Below are 22,372 nucleotides of genomic sequence, written 5' to 3'. Positions count from 1 at the left end.
CCCGCGAAGGCTTCATAAAAATCACAACAAATCAGACGGTGTCAGCTGCTCACTACGCCACTCGAACGCCACCGGCGCCAACACCTGATCGATCTGCGCTTCACTCCAAAGGGTCGCAAAGCTTTTTCCTACGCCAGGATGCACCCGATCCGGTGCAATCAGCGACAGCGGCCACAACACAAAGGCATTTTTCAGAATCTCGGCCCGCGGCAGAACCAGACCATCGAAGTTGCCCACCAGATCGCCAAACAGCAACACATCGATGTCCAGCGGCAGACCCTTGCGGTCCGGCGCATAGCGGCCGTTGTCGGCTTCGATGAATTTCAGCCGGCGATCCAGCTCCATCAGCGGCAGATCGGTGTAAGCCGACACCACGAAATTGAAGAACGGCCCGCTCTTGATTCCCACCGGCTGGCTTTCGAAAACCGGCGAACAGCGGATATCCACCAGAAATCCCGCCAAGGCGTCCAGACCGGCTTGTAAATGGGTTTCGCGCTCGATATTGCTACCGAGCCCGAGATACACCTGAGTCAGCGACATCCGCGCTCGATCTCCACGCCCACGCCACCGGTAGCGGCAGGAACAGCGCCAGGCTTGGTCAGCTTCAGGCGCATCCAGGTGATCTTGAACTCGCTCATCAGCACTTCGGTCAGGCGCTCGGCGAACGTTTCTACCAACTGGAACTGCGCCTGCTCGGCAAAGGCCTGGATGCGTGACGAGACGCTCGCGTAATCGAGCGCCAGGGTCAGGTCATCACCGGCCGCCGCCGGGCGATTATCCCAGGCGAAACTCAGATCAAGACGCAAGCACTGTCGGATGCCTCGCTCCCAGTCGTAGGCACCGATCACGGTGTCGACTTCCAGGCCCTCGATAAACACTCTGTCCAAGCACTTTTCTCCGCTACACGACAAGGGCGCATTGCGCCGTTAGAATCAGGGCGTCCTCGCCCGGAATAGTTAGCATGTTTTGGTTACTGGCGATCCTCGCCTACCTGCTCGGCTCTCTGTCCTTCGCCATTTTGCTCAGCCGCCTGACCGGTAATCCCGATCCGCGAATGAGTGGTTCGGGCAATGCCGGAGCCACCAACATGTTGCGTCTGGCCGGCAAGAAACTCGCCATCCTGACGTTGCTGGGCGATCTGTGCAAAGGCCTGCTACCCGTGCTGATCGCCGGTATTGCAGGCCTTTCGCTGCAGGATCAGGCCTGGATCGGCGTTTGCGCCGTCATCGGTCACCTGTTCCCGCTGTATTTCCGGTTTCGCGGCGGCAAAGGTGTCGCCACCGCTGCCGGGATGTTGCTGGGTCTGTATCCACCCGCCGCATTGCTGGCCGTCTGCACCTGGATACTGACGTTCTACCTGACCCGCACCAGCTCGCTGGCCGCCCTGATCGCCACGCCGTTGACCCTGCCATTGCTGGCCTGGCAAGAACCGGCGGCATTGCTGCCCATGACGACCCTTACGGGATTGATCGTCTGGCGCCATCGAGGCAATTTACGCGACCTGTTCGCGGGGCGCGAACGGCATTTTTAAATGCCGCTCTTTCGATAGCACCGTTGTGCGCCACCGATCACAACGCCGACAACTGCTCCATCGGCCAACGGGCCTGGACGCTGATCGCCAGGCTTTCCTGCTGACCGGCCTGCAAGCGCTGACAGCCGGCGAACGCGATCATCGCGCCGTTATCGGTGCAGAACTGCGGGCGAGCGTAGAAAACATTGCCTTTCATATCGCCGAGCATCTTTTCCAGGGAAGTACGCAACGCCTTGTTGGCACTCACGCCGCCGGCGATCACCAGGCTCTTCATGCCAGCGGCCTTGAGGGCACGCTTGCACTTGATGGTCAAAGTCTCCACCACGGCCTGCTGGAACGCCAGCGCGATGTCGCAACGGGCTTGCTCGCTGTCGTCCCCGGCGCTCACGCACTGCTGCCAGGTGTTCAAGGCGAAGGTTTTCAGACCACTGAAGCTGAAATCCAGACCAGGGCGATCGCACATCGGACGCGGGAAGGTGAAGCGCCCTGCGACGCCTTGCTCGGCCAGACGCGCGATTTCCGGGCCACCCGGATAGTTGAGGCCCATCATTTTTGCGGTCTTGTCGAAAGCCTCACCCGCGGCGTCGTCCAGCGTCTCGCCCAATAGGGTGTACTGACCGATGCCGTCGACCTGAACCAGCTGCGTATGACCGCCAGATACCAACAAAGCGACGAACGGGAACTGCGGCGGTTGCGACTCCAGCATCGGTGCCAGAAGATGGCCTTCCATGTGGTGCACGCCCAGCGCCGGAATACCCCAGGCAAAGGCCAGCGCCTGAGCACAGGAAGCCCCAACCAGCAAGGCGCCCACCAGGCCGGGACCCGCAGTGTAGGCAATGGCATCGATCTCGGTCGGCACGCAGCCGGCTTCGGCCAACACCTGACGGATCAAGGGCAGCATGCGCTTGACGTGATCGCGCGAGGCCAGCTCCGGCACGACGCCGCCGTAGGCGCGGTGCAGGTCGATCTGACTGAACAGCGCATCGGCCAGCAGACCGCGTTCGCTGTCATAAAGTGCGACGCCGGTTTCGTCGCAAGAGGTTTCTAATCCCAGTACTAGCATGGGTTTGCGCCTTGTTTAGGCTGAATTCGAAGGCGCGCATAATAGTCGCCGCGTGATGCCCCGACCAGCGGTTTTCGATCAGAGGCTTTGCATTCCGAGCCATGAGGGGTTAACATCCGCAACCCTTAAAAACCGACGTCTTCAAGTGCTCTTTTGCCGCGAGGATGTTGACCCCGGTAATGAATGAAGGTAGCTCTGGATGCCAGCCGTCAAAGTAAAAGAGAACGAACCCTTCGACGTAGCTCTGCGTCGTTTCAAGCGCTCCTGCGAAAAAGCCGGTGTACTGGCTGAAGTTCGTAGCCGCGAATTTTACGAGAAGCCAACTTCTGAGCGTAAGCGCAAGGCAGCTGCTGCTGTTAAGCGTCACGCCAAGAAAGTTCAGCGCGAACAGCGCCGCGCCGTTCGTCTGTACTAATACACAGACGTTCGTAGCAAGCTTCTGCCAAGCCCGGCCCTGCGCCGGGTTTATGGCATTTGCGTAAAACGCTTGATGCTTCACCGTCGAAGCCGCAGACGCGACCGAGACGAATCTGCTTCACCGCGTCAGACCTGGCTCTTTTGCCAGCGGTGCACGTCTTTTCTGACGGGCCTTTCAAGGCTACTGACGAGCACACCCACTGATTCCTCTCACGACGATCAGCCCAAGGCACCGCTTGCGTGCCAAAAGATGAGCTATCCGAGACCGATGACCGGTCGCAGCCGGATTCAGCGCAACACTTTCAAATAGTCGAATACCGCCCCAACACTGATAGTTAACTAATGTCAGTGGATTTTCGGCAGATACACTTCCCGACAGCGATTACGCAGACGACACTGGTCGAGCCGCATACCTTGCGCGCCTCAAACAACGACCCGCGTTCGACCGCCCATCGTTAAGGGCACCCTTGAGCGCAGACGACGAGAACGCCATGGCCGGGCTTATTCCCCAGAGCTTCATTGACGACCTTCTGAACCGCACCGACATTGTCGATGTGGTTAGCTCGCGCCTGCAACTGAAGAAAGCCGGCAAGAACCACACCGCCTGCTGCCCGTTTCACAAAGAAAAAACGCCGTCCTTCAGTGTCAGCCCCGACAAGCAGTTCTACTACTGCTTCGGCTGCGGCGCTGGCGGCAATGCCCTCGGCTTCATCATGGACCACGACAACCTGGACTTTCCCCAGGCTGTCGAGGAACTGGCCAAAGCCGCCGGCATGGAAATCCCCCGCGAAGAAAGCGGCCGCCGACAAAAACCGCGGCAGCCGACCGATTCGCCACTGTACCCGCTGCTCACGGCCGCCGCCGACTTCTACCGCCAGGCCCTGAAAAGCCACCCTGCGCGCAAGGCTGCCGTCGATTATTTGAAAGGTCGCGGCCTGACCGGCGAAATCGCCCGGGACTTCGGTCTCGGCTTCGCCCCGCCGGGCTGGGACAACCTGTTCAAACACTTGAGCAGCGACACCCTCCAGCAAAAAGCCATGATCGACGCCGGACTGCTGATCGAGAACGCCGAGACCGGCAAACGCTATGACCGCTTCCGCGATCGCGTGATGTTTCCGATCCGCGACAGCCGTGGCCGCATCATCGCTTTCGGCGGCCGGGTGCTGGGTGACGACAAGCCCAAGTACCTCAACTCCCCGGAAACCCCGGTTTTCCATAAAGGCCAGGAACTCTACGGCCTGTTCGAGGCGCGCAAGAACAACCGCAACCTCGACGAAATCATCGTCGTCGAAGGCTACATGGACGTCATCGCCCTGGCTCAGCAAGGCCTGCGCAACGCCGTCGCAACCCTGGGCACCGCCACCAGCGAAGAGCACTTGAAGCGTTTGTTCCGCGTCGTGCCCAACGTGCTGTTTTGCTTCGACGGCGACCAGGCTGGCCGTAATGCCGCCTGGCGAGCGCTGGAAGCAACGCTCTCGAGCCTGCAGGACGGTCGTCGCGCGCGCTTCCTGTTCCTGCCCGAAGGTGAAGATCCGGATACCCTGATCCGCGCGGAAGGCACCGACGCCTTCCGCGCGCGGATCAATCAGCATGCGCAGCCGCTGGCCGATTACTTCTTCCAGCAATTGACTGAAGAAGCCGATCCACGCTCCCTCGAAGGCAAGGCCCATATGGCCACCCTCGCCGCACCATTGATCGACAAGGTGCCGGGCGCGAACCTGCGCACCCTGATGCGTCAGCGCCTGCTGGAAATCACCGGATTGAGTGGCGAGGCCGTCAGCCAGCTGGTGCACAGCGCACCTCAGGAAGCGCCGCCAGCCTACGATCCAGGCATGGATTACGACGCCATGCCGGATTACTCCGACTTCCACCAGCCTCAGGAGGCCTACGCGCCCCAGCAGGAATGGACACCGAAGAAACAGGGTGGCGGCGGCAAGAAGTGGGAAAAGAAACCCTGGAGCAAGAACGGCAAGCGCGGTGATCGGGATGAATCCTATGCCCCGCGCACGCCCGTGGCAGTAGAGGCCCCGACGCTGATCGCCCTGCGTACGCTGATCCACCACCCGCAATTGGCCGGGAAGGTCGAGAGCGCCGATCACTTTGCCAACGAGAGCAACACCTATGCTCAGGTACTGATCGCCCTGATCGAGGCGGTGCAGAAAAATCCTAAGCTAAACTCAATTCAGTTGATGGCTCGCTGGCACGGAACAGAGCAAGGACGACTGTTGAAAGCACTCGCGGAAAAGGAGTGGTTAATTGACGGCGACAACCTTGAACAACAGTTTTTAGACACCATTACAAGGTTATCCGCGGGCCAGCACACGCAGACCCTCGACGAACTCATCAAGAAAGCCAGGCAGCCGGGCTTATCGGCTGAAGAGCAAACCCAGATAGCAAAACAGATGCGCGACCTTCTAAAACAGAACGTTTATGCATCAAACCCGACCTCAACTGGCGCGTGAGGTCATAGCTCAGGTATAATCCTCGGCTTGTTTTTTGCCCGCCAAGACCTTCAGTGGATAGGGTGTTATGTCCGGAAAAGCGCAACAGCAGTCTCGTATTATCGATTTGATCAAACTGGGTCGTGAGCAGGGTTACCTGACTTACGCCGAGGTCAATGACCACCTGCCCGAGGATATTTCAGATCCGGAGCAGGTGGAAGACATCATCCGCATGATTAACGACATGGGGATCCCCGTACACGAGGTTGCTCCGGATGCGGACGCCCTTATGCTGGCCGACGCCGATACCGACGAGGCCGCTGCGGAAGAAGCAGCTGCTGCGTTGGCGGCAGTGGAGACCGATATCGGTCGCACCACAGACCCTGTGCGCATGTACATGCGCGAAATGGGTACGGTCGAGCTTCTGACTCGTGAAGGCGAAATCGAAATCGCCAAACGTATCGAAGAAGGCATCCGTGAAGTGATGAGCGCGATCGCGCACTTCCCTGGCACGGTTGACCACATTCTCTCCGAATACACCCGCGTCACCACCGAAGGTGGCCGCCTGTCCGACGTTCTGAGCGGTTACATCGACCCGGACGACGGCATTGCGCCACCTCCTGCCGAAGTGCCTCCTCCGATCGATGAGAAAGCCGCGAAAGCGGACGACTCCGACGATGACGAGGAAAGCGAAGGCTCGGATGACGAGGAAGAAGCAGAAAGCGGTCCGGATCCGGTCATCGCCGCGCAGCGCTTTGGTGCTGTTGCCGATCAGATGGAAATCACCCGCAAGGCCCTGAAAAAGCACGGTCGCAGCAACAAGGCTACAATCGCCGAATTGCTGGCTCTGGCCGAGCTGTTCATGCCGATCAAACTGGTGCCCAAGCAGTACGAAGGCCTGGTCGAGCGTGTACGCAGTGCCCTGGATCGTCTGCGCCAGCAAGAGCGTGCAATCATGCAGCTCTGCGTGCGTGATGCGCGTATGCCGCGTGCCGATTTCCTGCGCCAGTTCCCGGGCAACGAAATCGACGAAAGCTGGACCGACGCACTGGCCAAAGGCAAGACCAAGTACGCTGAAGCCATCGCACGCCTGCAACCGGACATCGTTCGTTGCCAGCAGAAGCTGACCGCGCTGGAAGCCGAAACCGGCTTGACCATCGCCGAGATCAAGGACATCAACCGTCGCATGTCGATCGGTGAGGCCAAGGCCCGCCGCGCGAAGAAAGAGATGGTGGAAGCGAACTTGCGTCTGGTGATCTCGATCGCCAAGAAGTACACCAACCGTGGCCTGCAATTCCTCGACCTGATCCAGGAAGGCAACATCGGTCTGATGAAAGCGGTAGACAAGTTCGAATACCGTCGCGGCTACAAGTTCTCGACTTATGCCACTTGGTGGATCCGTCAGGCGATCACTCGCTCGATCGCCGACCAGGCTCGCACCATCCGTATTCCGGTGCACATGATCGAGACGATCAACAAGCTCAACCGTATTTCCCGCCAGATGCTGCAGGAAATGGGTCGCGAACCGACGCCGGAAGAGCTGGGCGAACGCATGGAAATGCCTGAGGACAAGATCCGCAAGGTATTGAAGATCGCCAAAGAGCCGATCTCCATGGAAACCCCGATCGGTGATGACGAAGACTCCCATCTGGGCGACTTCATCGAAGACTCGACCATGCAGTCGCCAATCGATGTCGCGACCGTTGAGAGCCTCAAGGAAGCGACTCGCGAAGTACTCTCCGGCCTCACTGCCCGTGAAGCCAAAGTACTGCGCATGCGCTTCGGCATCGACATGAACACTGACCACACGCTTGAAGAGGTGGGTAAGCAGTTCGACGTGACCCGTGAGCGGATTCGTCAGATCGAAGCCAAGGCACTGCGCAAGCTGCGCCACCCGACGCGAAGCGAGCATCTGCGCTCCTTCCTCGACGAGTGATAACAAACCCCCCGGCCCGCGCCGGGGGTTTTGTTTTGTGAAGATTAAATCCTCCCGCCCTACACTCCCCCCGATTTGCCCGTCTACACTCGAAGCATTCCCCGTGCCGTAACGAGACCGTTATGCCCAGACTGTCGACAATGCTTTTTTTACTGTCGCTGATGACCTGGACCGCAACGGCTGGCGCGCTGACTCTAACCGACGAAGAACGTAGCTGGCTGGCGGCCCACCCGGACTTGCGCCTGGGTGTCGATGCGTCCTGGCCTCCTTTTGAGTTTCGCGACGATCAGGGGCGTTACCAGGGTCTTGCAGCAGACTATATCGACCTGATCCGCCAGCGATTGGCGGTCAAACTCACGCCCATAGAACCGGTGAGCTGGACCGTCGTGCTGGATCAGGCCAAAAACGGCAAGCTGGACCTCTTGCCGGGCATCATGTCGACTCCGGAACGCCAGTCGTTCCTTTCGTTCACCCGGCCCTACCTGGATTTCCCGATCGTTATCCTGGCCCACGTCGGCGGCCCTCAACCGCGCAAAATCGAAGAGCTGTACGGCCTGAAAATAGCCGTGGTGGAAAACTACGCGCCCCACGAACTGCTGCGCACCCACAATCCCGACCTGAACCTGGTGGCCATGCCCAATGTCGCCTCGGCATTGCAGGCCCTGGCCACCGACGAAGTGGATGCGGTTGTGGGCGATCTGGCGTCCAGCGTATGGAGCCTGCGTCAGCTCAAGCTCGATGGCCTGTACGTCAGCGGCGAAACGCCTTATCGCTATCAGCTGGCCATGGGCGTACCACGGGACAACAAGATTCTGGTCGGCATTCTGGACAAAGTCCTCGCGGACATGACCCCAGCAGAAATCAGCTCCATTCAGGAGCATTGGGTTGGTAACGTCCTCGATCACCGGACTTTCTGGTCCGATCTGGTGATTTATGGGCTTCCGGGTCTTCTGGTGCTGATCGTCGTGCTGGCCGCCGTTATCCGGGTCAATCGCCGATTGAGTTCGGAAATCGCCCGCCGGGTGGACCTGGAGCAGGAACTGCGCAGCAGCGAGTATCACTACCGCGGACTGGTGGAGAGCCTGTCGGCCATCGCCTGGGAAGCGCGGATGAGTGACTTCACCTACAGCTATGTGTCGCCTCACGCCGAGGATCTGCTCGGTTATCCCCTCTCTCATTGGCTGATTCCGGGCTTCTGGCGCAACATCATTCACCCCGCCGATCTCACCCGCGCGCAGAGTTTTTGCGACCACGAAGTACTGGCCGGCCGCGACCACAGCCTCGATTACCGGGTCATCACCGCCGACGGTCGCTGCCTGTGGGTGCGCGATATCGTCAGCCTGATCGAACACGGACATGAACCGGTGATGCGTGGGCTGATGATCGACATCACCGAGGCCAAGCGCACCGAAGAGGCACTGCGCCTGTCGGAACAGAAGTTTGCCTCGGTGTTCCAGCAATGCCCGGACATTCTGGTCATCGCCCGGCTATCCGACGGTTGTCTGCTGGAAGTCAACGAAGCGTTCGAAGAACAGATCGGGCTCAAGGCCGAAGATGTCATCGGCCTGACCGCCACCGACCTCAACATCTGGGGCATTCCCGGCGTAGGGCCGGGCCTGTTGCAGCGCCTGCAAGCCGGCAGCATCCGCAATCTGGAGATGCCTTTCCGCCGCAACAATGGGCAGGTGTTTACCGGCCTGATCTCCGCCGAACCCTTCGATCTCGATACCACGCCGGCGCTGGTGGTCGTGGTGCGCGACATCACCCAGCTCAAGGAAACCCAGCAACAACTGCAAACCTCCGAAGAAAAATTCGCCAAGGCCTTCCATGCTTCACCGGATGGCTTGCTGCTGTCGCGGCAGAGCGATGGCTTGTTACTGGAGGTGAATGAAGGCTTCAGCCGTATCACCGGGTTCAACAGCGCGATGTCAGTGGATCGCTCGGCACTGGACCTGGGGATCTGGGTCAACCTCAATGAACGCAAGCAGATGCTCGATCTGCTGCACCGCGATGGCTTCGTCCGCGACTTCAGTTGCCACATCCGTCGCAGCGACGGGCAGATCCGCCTTTGCGAAGTCTCCAGCCGTCCGCTGCCGATTGGCGATGAAGACTGCATGCTGACCATCGCCCGGGACATCACCGAGCGCCATCTGATGCAGGAAAAACTGCAACAGGCCGCCACAGTATTCGAGAGCACTGCCGAAGGCGTGCTGATCACCGATACCCAGCAGCACATCAGCGCGGTCAACCGCGCCTTCACCGAGATCACCGGCTACAGCGAGAGCGAAGCGCTGGGCCATACGCCACGGCTGCTGGCTTCAGGTCTGCATGACAGCGCGTTCTACGCCGCCATGTGGCACCAACTGACCGCCGAGGGGCACTGGCAGGGGGAGATCTCCAACCGGCGCAAGAACGGCGAGCTTTACCCGAGCTGGCTGACCATCAGCGCCGTGCGCAACCGGGACAAGTTCATCACTCATTTCGTGGCTGTGTTTGCCGACATTTCCAGCCTCAAGCACGCCCAGGCCAAACTCGACTACCAGGCTCACCACGACCCGCTCACCGGCCTGCCCAACCGCACGCTGTTCGAAAGCCGTTTGCTGACCGCGCTCAATACCCAAAGAGAAATCGGCGGCCAGGGCGCGGTGCTGTTCCTCGACCTCGACCGTTTCAAACACATCAACGACAGCCTCGGCCATCCGGTTGGCGACCTGCTGCTCAAGGGCATCGCCGTGCGCCTCAAGGAACAACTTCGCGACATCGACACCGTGGCGCGCCTGGGCGGCGACGAATTCATCATTCTGCTGCCCGGCCTGCAACAGCCCAGCGATGCCGACAACATCGCCAACAAGCTGCTCAACTGCTTCACCGCACCATTCCAGGCTGGTGAACACGAGTTCTTCATCAGCTCCAGCATCGGCACCAGCCTGTATCCACAGGACGGCAGCGATGTGGCCACGCTGATCAAGAACGCCGACGCGGCGATGTACCGCTCCAAGGCCAAAGGCCGCAACCGGGTCGAAAGCTATACCTGCGATCTCACCGCTCAGGCCAGCGAACGCGTGGCGCTGGAACACGAATTGCGCCGCGCCATCGAGCGCAATGAACTGCACCTGTACTACCAACCGAAGATCAGCCTCGACGACTACCGTCTGGTCGGCGCCGAAGCACTGATCCGCTGGCGTCATCCAACCTTTGGCGATGTACCGCCGGAACACTTCATTTCCTTGGCCGAAGAAAATGGCATGATCCTGCAGATCGGCGACTGGGTACTTGAAACCGCCTGCCGGCAACTGCACGAGTGGAACAAGAAATACACAGGCCTGGGCCCGCTGTCGGTCAACCTCGCGGGCGCGCAACTGCGTCAACCGAACCTGCTGGGGCGCATCGAACAACTGCTCAAGGACTTCCGCCTCAAACCCGGCCTGCTGCAATTGGAAATCACCGAAAACTTCATCATGAGCCAGGCCGAAGAGGCGCTGGCGGTGCTGCATCAACTCAAGCAACTTGGCGTACAACTGGCGATCGACGACTTTGGCACCGGCTACTCGTCCCTGAGCTACCTCAAACGCCTGCCGCTGGACATCCTGAAGATCGATCAGTCATTTGTCCGTGGCCTGCCGGACGACCCCCACGACGTCGCCATCGTGCGCGCCATCATCGCCCTCGGTCGCAGCATGCAATTCACCGTGATCGCCGAAGGCGTCGAAACCCAGGCGCAGCAACAATTCCTGGCCTACGAGGGCTGCGAACAGATCCAGGGCTACATCGTCAGCCTGCCCCTGCCCCCCGACGAATTCGCCGCGACGTTTCTTCGTACAACCGTAATGGATTATTCGGATGGCACAGCCGCCAAACGGTCGTTATAATCCGCGACCTACTGGGGCCTATAGCTCAGTTGGTTAGAGCAGAGGACTCATAATCCTTTGGTCCACGGTTCAAGTCCGTGTGGGCCCACCAAACAAGAAAGCCGCGCAATGCGCGGCTTTTTCGTGTCTGGCGTTTAGTCTGTTTATTTCAGGTGTCAGAAAATCAGATGACGCCGTAGGACCTTGTAGGCAAACTCCGAATCTTGCTTTTGGGCGCTTTGATGCCTTGTTGCGCTTTTCTTTGAACGGCTACTCTCCAGCCGTCGCTGATCATTCAGCGATCGGGCTTGGAAACCCGATGAAATTGGACGCAACAGGTTGCTCATCTCACTCTTGAGTTTTGGCGGCTGTGCGCGGGACGTCTTCGGGCGTGCCGGTTTCCTAATTTCCCGGTTTTCCAACCTGCGCGCAGCTGCCACCCATTTGCTTGGAAACGAATGAGGCGGCTCCTCAAAAATTAGGAGTTTGAATATGAGCACGACGGATCAGTCCGCACCTTCAGAACTGAAAACCCCCGGCTTCACTCCCTTCATGTACATCTCGGAACAACCGTTGTTCCACGTCTGCCGCGACGTTCCCATCGTCGACGCCTTGAACCAGGCCTCAAACCTGCTGTTCCTGGCCAAGTCCTTCGCTGTGGATGCGGCCTACGCCAAAGGCTGCGACCGTCACGCGTGGGCGGCGCATTACCTCACTGCCATGGGCAAAGCTGTGGTTGATGATGTTGTGAAGGTTTTGGAGCGGCACCTCGTTCAGGCCTCGGCGAAAACCAAGGCCTAACGACGGTTCATCCCTCGACAACGCGCCCCGAAATTTCGGGGCGCTCTACCGGCGCAATCGCCTGCACTCCCGGCAACCGCTCCAGCATCTCCCCCGCCATCACCACCTCATATGTATCCGCCGGCCTGCCCCACTGTTCCACCAGCACCATGCGATCCACCAGCATTGCGCCTAAGTCGGCGATGGTCTCGGCGAAGGTTTCGACCATGTCCAGGGTCCGCTCCCACAGTCGATCATTGATCGCCTTCAGCTCGGCCGCGATGCGGTCGGTGGATTCAGGGTCGGTCTCGGGATGGAGGATGTTGCGCAACAAGTGCCGCAACTCGCGGATTTTTGCGTCGTCCCGTTCAGCCCCGAATGCGCCATTGAGGATGGCGGTGGCCTTTGATTTGTCGATGCGTTGTTTGGGAGCGCGGTTTGGGGAGAGAGCCTGCGCCATTGCGCCTGCCAAGAGCACCATGATTCGGGCTTCGAGGTAGGCCGTCATGGTTTGCAGCGAGGAGATGGGCTGCACCAGGTTGATGGAGGCGCCACCTTTGTGGCGAAGATCCATGGTCACGTTCAGCGTCACGCCGCCCGTGGCAAAACCCAACGCGCGGGCCACGAGGTAGTGGCCCATTTCGTGACGTGCGATCTGCAATGCGTGATCGCGAACGGCGGGGGGCATTTTGCTCGACATGTCCGTTGCCTCGAAGTCTTCGTTCCTGCATTCGACTACGAGGGAAGGTCGCTGTCTATCCTGCGTGGCAATGTGCGCAAGATCCTGTGGGAGCGAGCCTGCTCGCGATGCAGGCCGGAACACCGCTGGGTGTCAGGCTGCCCGCGTTATCGTTGGCGTCCATCGCGAGCGTGCTCGCTCCTACAGTTTACTTAGGCAAGGCGTAGGCGATCACATAGTCCCCACGATCCGTCGACTGACGTGCACCGCCCACGGTCAGCAGGATGTACTGCTTGCCGGTCTTCGGCGACACATAGGTCATCGGGCCGGACTGGCTACCCACTGGCAAACGGGATTTCCAGATCTCGTTGCCGTTGCCGGTATCGAAGGCGCGCAGGTAGAAGTCCTGGGTGCCGGCGAAGAACAGCAGGCCCGATTGGGTGGCCAGGGAGGCGCCGAGGGTCGGCATGCCGATGGGGATCGGCAGGTGCATGCGAATGCCCAGCGGACCGGTGTCCTGCACGGTGCCGACCGGGACTTGCCACATCAATTTGTGGGTCTTGAGGTCGATGGCCGACATGGTGCCGAACGGTGGTTTCTGGCACGGAATGCCGACCGCCGAGAGGAAGCGCTCGCGCATGGCGCCGAACGGTGTACCTTCCTGAGGCACCACGCCCATTTCGATACCGCTGGCTCCAGCACCGATCTTATCGCGCGGGATCATGTAGTTGGCCAGGCCCAGGCGCATGTCGTTGACGAACATGTAGTTGCTGTTCGGATCAACCGAAACGCTGCCCCAGTTCATGCCGCCCAGAGAGCCCGGGAATTGCAGGGCGCGGTCCATGCCCGGCGGGGTGTAGACGCCTTCGTGGCGCATGCCCTTGAACTGGATGCGGCACATCAGTTGGTCGAACGGCGTGGCACCCCACATGTCGGATTCGGTCAGGGTCTTGTTGCCGATGGACGGCATGTCCACCGAGAACGGCTGGGTCGGGGAGTAGCGCTCGCCCGGCACGCTGCCTTGGGGAACCGGACGCTCTTCGACGCGGGCGATCGGCACGCCGGTCTCGCGGTTGAGCAGGAAGATCTCGCCCTGTTTGGTCACTTGCGCCAGGGCTGGCTGCATGCCGCCCTTGTCGTCCGGCACGTCGTACAGCAGCGGCTGCGCAGGCAGGTCGAAGTCCCACAGGTCGTGGTGAGTGGTCTGGAAGTGCCAGCGCACCTGACCGGATTTCACGTCGAGGGCGACGATGGACGAGCTCCATTTGTCGTCGAACTCGGTGCGCTGACCGCCGAAGAAGTCCGGGGTGGCGTTGCCGGTCGGCAGGTAGACCAGACCGAGCTTGGCGTCGTAGGACATGGCCGACCACACGTTCGGCGTACCGCGGGTATAAGTCTCGCCCGCTGGAGGGCGCTTGGTGGTGTTCGGGTTGCCCGGATCCCACGCCCAGACCAGCTCGCCGCTGCGCACGTCATAGGCGCGCACCACGCCCGGCGGCTCGCCGGTGGAGTAGTTATCGGCCACGCGTCCGCCGACGATCACTACGTCGCCGGCGACCAGTGGCGTCGAGGTTTGCTGGTAGTAACCAGGCTTCACTTCGCCCATGTCGGTGGTCAGATCGACGGTGCCTTTGTTGCCGAATTCTTCACAAGGCTTGCCGGTTTCGGCGTTGATGGCGATCAGACGCGCATCGCCTGTCGGCAGAAACAGACGTTTCGTACAGACGGTTGGCTGATTGTCCGAAGCCACCGGCGTTTCGGAGTATCCCAGGCCACGGCAGCGCTGCCAGTTCGGCGCGGTGCCTTGCGGGTCGAACTTCCAGCGCTGGGCGCCGGTGTCGGCGTCGAGGGCGAAGACTTTGCCGTAGGCGGTGCAGGTGTAGACGGTGTCGCCGATCTGCAGCGGGGTATTCTGGTCTTCGGCGCCAGCGCCGGTGCTTTGTGGGATGTCACCGGTACGGAAAGTCCAGGCGACCTGCAATTGGTCGATATTGCCCTTATTGATCTGGTCCAGCGCGGCAAAGCGATTGCCGGCGGTGGTATTGCCCCAGTGCGCCCAGTCTTTCTGTTCGGAACCCGGAGTCACCGGCGTCACCGCAGGCTCGGTGGTGGCCATGACCACGTGGGTCGGGACGAACATGTAGGCCATCGTTGCTACGACACCCACGCCCAGAATGCCCGCCAGACCGTAAGCACCACGACCCGCCGTCGCGCCCGAAGCGCGGACCAGGGTCGGGTAGATCAGGGCGACGACCAAACCGATCACAGCGAAGGTCAGTACCCGCGATACCAGCGGCCAATATTCGAAACCGGCATCCAGCACCGCCCAGATGGCGGTCAGGATCAGCGCCAGGCCATACAGCCAAGCGCCCGCAGGCTTGCGGCGAGCGATCAGCAGCCCGGAAGCGAGCATTGCCAGGCCCATCAACAGGAAATACCAGCTGCCGCCCAGGGTGATCAGATAACCACCACCGCCAGCAAGGCCCAGCCCGATCAACGCGATCAGGACACCCAGCCCCGCCAGCAACCATTTGCTGCCGGCGGCAGCCCCAGAATTGTTCATGTCGGAATTTATCCCCATTTGTGACAAGCGCGGAATAATGTACTACCTAGTTACTTATGGCAAATTGTCGCAGGTAAAAATGGCATGAACGGTCATGAATTCAGATGAAACATCCGTATCGGGAGATGTGCCTGTAACATGCTCCCCACCTATCTGTGCCGCTGGAGCCGCCCCTTTGCCTGACACTCGCCCGCCCGTTCTCGACGAAATCGACCGCCAGCTGATCGCCGCCTTGCAGATCAATGCCCGCGAGAGCGTGGCCATGCTCGCCCGGCAACTGGGCATTGCGCGCACGACCGTGACTTCGCGTCTGGCGCGTCTGGAAAAGGCCAAAGTGATCACCGGCTACGGCGTTCGCCTGGGTCAACGGGTAGTGGATGGCGGGTTGCAGGCGTACGTGGGGATCACCGTGCAGCCGCGCTCGGGCAAGGAAGTGTTGCGACGCCTGAGCGCCATGGCTCAGGTGCAGCAATTGTGTGCGGTGAGTGGCGAATTTGATTATGTGGCGTGGCTGCGCACGGACTCGCCGGAGCAGCTGGATCAGTTGCTGGATCAGATTGGCAGTGTGGATGGGGTGGAGAAGACCACGACTTCGATCATCCTCAGCAGCAAGATTGATCGCGGGCAGCCGGTTTAAACACGGTCCAGTGTGGGAGCGGGCTTTTGTGGCGAGGGGGCTTGCCCCCGTTCCAGTGCGCAGCACTGGCAAAAAGCTTGGGGCCGCTTCGCAGCCCAGCGGGGGCAAGCCCCCTCGCCACAAAAGTTCACACTGATTGGACAACATGCATTGATATCTCGTCATATTGAACAACCAATCATCAAAACGACGACACTTTGCGTCTTATTAACGTATTCCCCGCTCTCTAGAATGGCTCGCATCTTTTCCTATACTCAGACGCGCCCCCCGCGTCCTGATGCCAGTAAGGTCAGCCATGAACAAGAACAATCGCCACCCTGCAGACGGTAAGAAACCAGTCACCATTTTCGGTCCGGACTTCCCGTTCGCCTTCGACGACTGGATCGAACACCCGGCCGGCTTGGGCAGTATCCCAGAGCACAATCACGGTGCCGAAGTGGCGATTGTCGGTGCCGGTATCGCCGGTCTCGTGGCAGCTTATGAGCTGATGAAGCTCGGCCTCAAGCCCGTCGTTTACGAAGCCTCGAAACTGGGCGGTCGCCTGCGCTCCCAGACCTTCAATGGCACCGACGGCATCGTCGCCGAGCTGGGCGGGATGCGCTTTCCGGTGTCGTCCACCGCGTTCTATCACTACGTCGACAAGCTGGGCCTGGAAACCAAGCCCTTCCCAAACCCGCTGACTCCGGCCTCGGGCAGCACCGTCATCGACCTGGAAGGCAAGACCCATTACGCACAGAAACTGGCGGATCTTCCTGCATTGTTCCAGGAAGTGGCTGACGCCTGGGCGGATGCGCTGGAAGACGGCTCGCGCTTCGGCGAGATCCAGCAGGCGATTCGCGACCGCGATGTGCCTCGCCTGAAAGAGCTATGGAACACCCTGGTGCCGCTGTGGGACGACCGCACTTTCTACGACTTCGTCGCCACCTCCAAAGCCTTCGCCAAACTGTCGTTCCATCACCGCGAAGTGTTCGGTCAGGTCGGTTTCGGCACCGGCGGCTGGGACTCGGACTTCCCCAACTCGATGCTGGAAATCTTCCGCGTGGTCATGACCAACTGCGACGATCACCAGCACCTGGTCGTCGGCGGCGTCGAACAAGTGCCGCAAGGCATCTGGCGCCATGCTCCCGAGCGTTGCGTACACTGGCCGGAAGGCACCAGCCTCAAGTCGCTGCACCGCGGTGCACCACGCTCCGGCGTGAAGAAAATCGCCCACGCACCGGGCGGCCGATTTGCGGTTACCGACAATAACGGCGACACCCGCGAATACGCCGCCGTGCTGACCACCTGCCAGAGCTGGCTGCTGACCACCCAGATCGAATGCGAAGAAACCCTGTTCTCGCAAAAGATGTGGATGGCCCTGGACCGCACCCGCTACATGCAGTCGTCGAAAACCTTCGTGATGGTCGACCGTCCGTTCTGGAAGGACAAGGATCCGGAGACCGGCCGCGACCTGATGAGCATGACCCTCACCGATCGCCTGACCCGCGGCACCTACCTGTTCGACAACGGTGACGACAAGCCGGGCGTGATCTGCCTTTCATACTCGTGGATGAGTGACGCGTTGAAGATGTTGCCGCATCCTGTGGAAAAGCGCGTGAAGCTGGCATTGGACGCGTTGAAAAAGATCTACCCGAAAGTCGATATCGCAGCACGGATCATCGGCGACCCGATCACTGTTTCATGGGAAGCCGACCCGCACTTCCTCGGTGCCTTCAAAGGCGCCCTGCCGGGCCACTACCGCTATAACCAGCGCATGTACGCCCACTTCATGCAGGACGACATGCCGGCCGAACAGCGCGGGATCTTCATCGCCGGCGACGACGTGTCCTGGACGCCGGCCTGGGTCGAAGGTGCGGTGCAGACGTCGCTCAACGCGGTGTGGGGCATCATGAAACACTTCGGCGGTGCCACACATAGAGAGAACCCGGGCCCGGGTGACGTGTTCAAAGATATCGGCCCTATCGCCCTACCCGAGTAAGAGGAGTTCCCGATGCGCGTAGCCCTTTACCAATGTCCACCGCTGCCTTTGGACGTCGCCGGCAATCTGCAACGTCTGCATCAACTGGCGCTGGAAGCCAAAGGCGCCGATCTGCTGGTGCTGCCGGAAATGTTCCTGACCGGTTACAACATCGGCCAGGATGCCGTCAGCGTGCTGGCGGAGGTTTACAACGGTGAATCTGCACAGCAGATCGCGCGCATTGCCCGCACCGCCGGCATCGCCATTTTATATGGCTACGCCGAACGCGCCGAGGATGGACAGATCTACAACGCCGTGCAGTTGATCGACGCCCAGGGCGAGCGTGTCTGCAACTACCGCAAGACGCACTTGTTCGGCGATCTGGACCGCGCCATGTTCAGCCCCGGCACCAACGAGTTCCCTGTCGTGGAACTCAACGGCTGGAAGCTCGGTTTCCTGATCTGCTACGACCTGGAGTTCCCGGAAAACGCCCGGCGCCTGGCCATTGAAGGCGCCGAGCTGATTCTGGTGCCGACGGCGAACATGATCCCCTTCGATTTCGTCGCCGACGTCACCGTGCGTTCCCGTGCATTCGAAAACCAGTGTTATGTGGCCTATGCCAACTACTGCGGGCAGGAAGGCGATATCCAGTACTGCGGCCAGAGCAGCATCGCCGCGCCGGATGGCAGTCGCATCGCCCAGGCCGGCCTCGATGAAGCCCTGATTGTCGGTGAGCTGGATCGTCAGTTGATGGACAAATCCCGCAGCGCCAATCGCTATCTGGCCGATCGCCGCCCCGAGCTTTACGCCGCGCTGAACAAGCGCTAATCCGCTAGCATGGGCACTTCACTGTTCTGGAAGTGCCCATGCCTGCGCCAAATCCTTCTCGTCCCCACACTGAAACACTGGCCAACGGTCTGCGGGTGACGCTGCGTCACGCGCCAGATTTGAAGCGTGCCGCTGCGGCCTTGCGCGTCGCCGCCGGTAGCCATGATGTGCCGCTGGCGTGGCCGGGTCTGGCGCACTTTCTCGAGCATCTGCTGTTTCTGGGGACCGAGCGTTTTCCTGCAAGCCAGGGGCTGATGGCCTACGTCCAAAGTCATGGCGGCCAGTTGAATGCGCGCACCAGTGAGCGCACCACCGACTATTTTTTCGAATTGCCGACCCAGGCGTTCAACGGTGCTCTGGAGCGTCTGTCAGACATGCTTGCCCGTCCGCGTATGAATCCGGACGATCAGTTGCGGGAAAGGGAAGTGCTGCACGCGGAGTTTCTCGCCTGGTCTCAGGATGCGGCCGCGCAACAGCAGCAGGCGCTGTTCGATGGTCTTGCGCACGCCCATCCGTTGAGAGGCTTTCATGCGGGAAACCGCGACAGCCTGCCCGTGCAACAGGATGAGTTTCAGCAGGCACTGAAAGATTTCCATCAGCGTTTTTATCAAGCGGGGCAAATGACCCTGAGCCTGGTTGGCCCACAGTCGCTGGAAGAATTGAAGGCATTGGCCCAGGCATTCGCTGATGCGCTTCCCACAGGTAACTCCATCGCGCAGCAAGCGCCCGTCCCGTTGTTGGACACTGCGCAGAAAAATTATCAACAGCTGAACGAAAGCCGCCTTGACCTGATGTTTGCGCTCGAGGCATTGCCCGAGGCTAACCCCGAAGCATTGGCGTTCCTCTGCCATTGGCTGAACAACGCAAAGCCCGGTGGACTGTTGGTCGAATTGCGCAGCAAAGATCTGGCCGAAAACCTGAAAGCTACAGTGTTGTATCAGTTCGGCGGGCAGGCCTTGCTGCATATCGAACTCAAGCTGAACGCCAATGGTCAGCCAGCCGCGGTTCGTGAACACCTGCTGGATTGGCTGAGCTTCTTCGCCCAACAAGACCTGAGCGGATTGCGCGACGAATACACCGCCCTGCTCCAGCGCCAGCAGCAAGTCAGCGGTGCGTTGCAACTCGCACGCCTGGACAGCGAACAACGCGACACCGGACTATCGGAACAGGGTGTGACCGCCCTCAAGATCATCCTGCAACAACTCGGCGCTGTGGATAACTTCAGCGGCCAGTGGCAGTTGCCGACACCCAATCCGTTTTTACGCTCCGAAGCGCCAGCGGCCAACGCCGGCTTGATTCGCGGCCAGACCAGCGCCCACCGCGGCCTGCGTACGTTTGCCCAGGATCGCTCACGCACCCGCCGCGAACGCTCGCCGATGCAATTCAGCCAGGCTTTGCCGGATAACAGCCCCGAAGGCGCGCTGTATGTGCGCTTGCGTCTGGACTCGACACCTGCGAGCAGCCTCCAGTCACGACTGGAAAACAGTCTGCAGCCTTTGTGCGAAGAAGCCCGGCAGGCGGGTGTGGAAGTGTTGTTCAGTGCATCGGCCAACGAATGGCTGCTGAAGATGACCGGACTCCAGGAATCCATGCCCGTTGTGCTGGAACATGCGCTGAAAAACCTGACAAACCCCGAAGCCCAATTTCCACAGGATTCGCCGGCGTTGATACCGATTCGGCAATTGCTCAAGGCGCTTCCGAGTGAGCTTTTGCCGCGGACCGCCGAGTCGGAGGACCTTGCGCAACTCTGGGCCAACGCGCGCTGGGACGGCCTGGGCATCGGTCTGTCGCCCCAGACCCAGGCAGCACTGGGCCTGGCATTGAGCCGCATCCCCGGCACAGCGGACAGCCAAACGACGCCAGCGCCTTCCATTCAAGGACAACGACTCTGGAGCACTCTGGAAACCGGCTCCAGCGAACACGCGTTGCTGTTGTTCTGTCCTACAGTCACTAGCGACATTGCCGACGAAGCCGCGTGGCGCTTGCTGGCACACCTGTGTCAGACGCCGTTCTACCAACGCCTGCGCGTGGAGTTGCAGCTGGGTTATGCCGTGTTCAGCGGACTGCGTCAGATGCACGGGCAAACCGGGCTACTGTTCGGCGTGCAATCGCCAACCGTTGCGCCGCAGGATCTGCTGCAACACATCGAACAATTTTTGAGCAGTCTCCCAAATCTGGTCGCTGAGATGGATGACACGCAATTCATCGCTCAACGCCAGGCCTTGACCGATCAGTTCGACACCTGCACCTTGCCCTTTGCCCAAGCTGCCGAGCTGCTGTGGCAGGGCAAGCTGGCGGGCCGTTCGTCGGATTATCTGCTGCAGCTGCTCCGAGCTTTATCCACCGTGGATCGCCCGACGCTCATCGCAGCAGCCCTGCGCCTGGCACAAGCCGAGGGTGGTTGGCGCTGCCTGTCCAATGGGGTATGCCCGGTTTCATCCTGGCAAGCGGCACCCTGACTGCATCGTTAACCATTTAGAACATTTTCATCCCGCTGCCTGAAATTTTGAGTAACATAGCTGCCTAACTATCTGAACGTCTCCTTCGGGAGGTGGACTATATGTATAGGTCTCAACTGTCTCATCACCTCAAGGAGTGCTCCCATGGCCTGGACCAAACCTGCTTACACCGACCTGCGTATCGGCTTTGAAGTCACCATGTACTTCGCCAGCCGCTAATCTCTGCTTTGGCAGACGTGCAGTTCAGCGCCTCGGTAATCCCGAGGCGTTTTGTTTTGAGCATTGAAATGATGGAGCCTCCATGTTCGTCCAGATTCTAGGTTCCGCCGCCGGCGGCGGGTTCCCCCAGTGGAACTGTAACTGCGTGAACTGCGCCGGCTTTCGCAACGGCAGCCTGAAGGCCAAGGCACGGACCCAGTCGTCCATCGCGATTTCCGATGACGGCGTGAATTGGGTGCTGTGCAACACCTCCCCGGACATCCGCGCGCAATTGCAGAACTTCGCCCCGATGCAGCCGGGCCGCGCGCTGCGTGACACCGGAATCGGTGCGATCATCCTGATGGACAGCCAGATCGACCACACCACCGGCCTGCTGATGCTGCGCGAAGGCTGCCCGCATCAGGTCTGGTGCACCGACATGGTCCACGAGGATCTGAGCACGGGCTTTCCGCTGTTCAACATGCTCAACCATTGGAACGGCGGCCTGACCTGGAAGCGCATCGAGCTGGACCAGAGCTTCAGCATTGCAGCCTGCCCCAACCTGCGCTTCACCCCGCTGCCCTTGCGCAGCGCCGCGCCGCCTTACTCGCCGCATCGCTTCGACCCGCATCCGGGGGACAACATCGGTCTGATCGTCGAAGACCTCAATACCGGCGGCAAGCTGTTCTACGCGCCGGGTCTGGGCAAGGTCGATGCGCCGTTGCTGGAGATGATGGCCGGCAGCGATTGCCTGCTGGTGGACGGCACCCTGTGGGACGACGATGAAATGCAGCGCCGCGGCGTCGGCACCCGCACCGGGCGGGAGATGGGCCACCTGGCCCAGAACGGCCCCGGCGGCATGCTCGAAGTGCTGGAAAAACTGCCGCGCCAGCGCAAGGTGCTTATCCACATCAACAACACCAATCCGATTCTCGATGAGGACTCGCCGCAGCGGGCGGAGCTGGAGCGGCGGCAGGTTGAAGTGGCTTATGACGGCATGAGTATTGTTTTGTAAGAAACCGAGACCGCTGCGCG

The 22,372-nt window shown here is 60.3% G+C and carries 17 protein-coding genes and 1 tRNA gene; 13 read left to right on the top strand and 5 right to left on the bottom strand.

The annotated features are described in order from the left end of the window. Positions 1-21: 21 nt before the first annotated feature. Both folK and folB read right to left on the bottom strand, forming a co-directional pair. Positions 22-540: a 2-amino-4-hydroxy-6-hydroxymethyldihydropteridine diphosphokinase gene (gene folK, locus K9857_RS21715; RefSeq protein ID WP_224539157.1), complete on the bottom strand. Its 519-nt coding sequence runs from the start codon at positions 538-540 to the stop codon at positions 22-24. Next, on the bottom strand, positions 531-887 hold the full coding sequence (gene folB, locus K9857_RS21710) for a dihydroneopterin aldolase (RefSeq protein ID WP_110965181.1): 357 nt from the start codon (positions 885-887) through the stop codon (positions 531-533). The genes folK and folB overlap by 10 nt, the downstream gene beginning before the upstream one ends. 74 nt (positions 888-961) lie before the next feature. Between folB and plsY the strand changes: the two genes are divergently transcribed. Beyond that, a complete protein-coding gene (gene plsY / locus K9857_RS21705) occupies positions 962-1,531 on the top strand; it encodes a glycerol-3-phosphate 1-O-acyltransferase PlsY (protein ID WP_224539155.1) in 570 nt (189 codons plus the stop codon). A 37-nt stretch (positions 1,532-1,568) separates the two neighbouring features. On the opposite strand, the gene tsaD is transcribed toward plsY, so the two are convergent. Then, positions 1,569-2,594 carry a tRNA (adenosine(37)-N6)-threonylcarbamoyltransferase complex transferase subunit TsaD gene (gene tsaD, locus K9857_RS21700; protein WP_224539152.1) on the bottom strand — a complete coding sequence of 342 codons (1,026 nt, stop codon included), beginning with the start codon at positions 2,592-2,594 and terminating at the stop codon, positions 1,569-1,571. Between the two features lie 199 nt (positions 2,595-2,793). Here tsaD and rpsU point away from each other — a divergent pair, with 199 nt between their 5' ends. From rpsU to K9857_RS21670, 6 genes are all read left to right on the top strand, one after another. Then, on the top strand, positions 2,794-3,009 hold the full coding sequence (rpsU, locus tag K9857_RS21695) for a 30S ribosomal protein S21 (RefSeq protein ID WP_002551877.1): 216 nt from the start codon (positions 2,794-2,796) through the stop codon (positions 3,007-3,009). A gap of 493 nt (positions 3,010-3,502) precedes the next feature. Beyond that, a complete protein-coding gene (dnaG, locus tag K9857_RS21690) occupies positions 3,503-5,473 on the top strand; it encodes a DNA primase (RefSeq protein ID WP_224539159.1) in 1,971 nt (656 codons plus the stop codon). A gap of 67 nt (positions 5,474-5,540) precedes the next feature. Next, a complete protein-coding gene (gene rpoD, locus K9857_RS21685) occupies positions 5,541-7,388 on the top strand; it encodes an RNA polymerase sigma factor RpoD (RefSeq protein ID WP_224539150.1) in 1,848 nt (615 codons plus the stop codon). Positions 7,389-7,510: 122 nt separating this feature from the next. Then, positions 7,511-11,257 carry a bifunctional diguanylate cyclase/phosphodiesterase gene (locus K9857_RS21680; protein WP_224539148.1) on the top strand — a complete coding sequence of 1,249 codons (3,747 nt, stop codon included), beginning with the start codon at positions 7,511-7,513 and terminating at the stop codon, positions 11,255-11,257. A gap of 14 nt (positions 11,258-11,271) precedes the next feature. Continuing rightward, positions 11,272-11,348: transfer RNA gene (locus tag K9857_RS21675), tRNA-Ile, on the top strand. A 380-nt stretch (positions 11,349-11,728) separates the two neighbouring features. Further along, a complete protein-coding gene (locus tag K9857_RS21670) occupies positions 11,729-12,037 on the top strand; it encodes a DUF3077 domain-containing protein (protein WP_224539146.1) in 309 nt (102 codons plus the stop codon). 7 nt (positions 12,038-12,044) lie between these two features. On the opposite strand, the gene K9857_RS21665 is transcribed toward K9857_RS21670, so the two are convergent. Beyond that, entirely contained in the window at positions 12,045-12,716 is a 672-nt protein-coding gene (locus K9857_RS21665; RefSeq protein ID WP_224539144.1) for a peptidase M41, read from the bottom strand. A 187-nt stretch (positions 12,717-12,903) separates the two neighbouring features. Then, positions 12,904-15,258, bottom strand: coding sequence for a glucose/quinate/shikimate family membrane-bound PQQ-dependent dehydrogenase (locus K9857_RS21660; RefSeq protein WP_224539142.1), 2,355 nt, complete (start codon positions 15,256-15,258; stop codon positions 12,904-12,906). Positions 15,259-15,433: 175 nt separating this feature from the next. On the opposite strand from K9857_RS21660, the gene K9857_RS21655 reads away from it, so the two are divergent. The 6 genes from K9857_RS21655 (at position 15,434) to pqqB (ending at position 22,352) form a co-directional block, all read left to right on the top strand. Next, positions 15,434-15,895, top strand: a complete 462-nt coding sequence (locus tag K9857_RS21655; protein WP_007980298.1) for an Lrp/AsnC family transcriptional regulator — start codon at positions 15,434-15,436, stop codon at positions 15,893-15,895. A 295-nt stretch (positions 15,896-16,190) separates the two neighbouring features. Further along, positions 16,191-17,873, top strand: coding sequence for a flavin monoamine oxidase family protein (locus K9857_RS21650; protein ID WP_224539140.1), 1,683 nt, complete (start codon positions 16,191-16,193; stop codon positions 17,871-17,873). 12 nt (positions 17,874-17,885) lie between these two features. Continuing rightward, positions 17,886-18,680 (top strand): carbon-nitrogen hydrolase family protein, encoded by a 795-nt coding sequence (locus tag K9857_RS21645; RefSeq protein WP_224539137.1) that lies wholly within the window; start codon positions 17,886-17,888, stop codon positions 18,678-18,680. A gap of 38 nt (positions 18,681-18,718) precedes the next feature. Beyond that, on the top strand, positions 18,719-21,139 hold the full coding sequence (gene pqqF, locus K9857_RS21640; RefSeq protein ID WP_224539135.1) for a pyrroloquinoline quinone biosynthesis protein PqqF: 2,421 nt from the start codon (positions 18,719-18,721) through the stop codon (positions 21,137-21,139). Between the two features lie 144 nt (positions 21,140-21,283). Next, the gene (pqqA, locus tag K9857_RS21635; RefSeq protein WP_003444522.1) at positions 21,284-21,358 is read left to right on the top strand and encodes a pyrroloquinoline quinone precursor peptide PqqA; all 75 of its coding nucleotides are present in this window, start codon (positions 21,284-21,286) and stop codon (positions 21,356-21,358) included. A gap of 82 nt (positions 21,359-21,440) precedes the next feature. Beyond that, positions 21,441-22,352: a pyrroloquinoline quinone biosynthesis protein PqqB gene (gene pqqB / locus K9857_RS21630; protein WP_224539133.1), complete on the top strand. Its 912-nt coding sequence runs from the start codon at positions 21,441-21,443 to the stop codon at positions 22,350-22,352. Positions 22,353-22,372 lie beyond the last annotated feature (20 nt).

Source organism: Pseudomonas sp. REP124, from assembly GCF_020164475.1.
GTDB lineage: Bacteria > Pseudomonadota > Gammaproteobacteria > Pseudomonadales > Pseudomonadaceae > Aquipseudomonas.
This window is presented reverse-complemented; position numbering and strand designations above follow the sequence as displayed.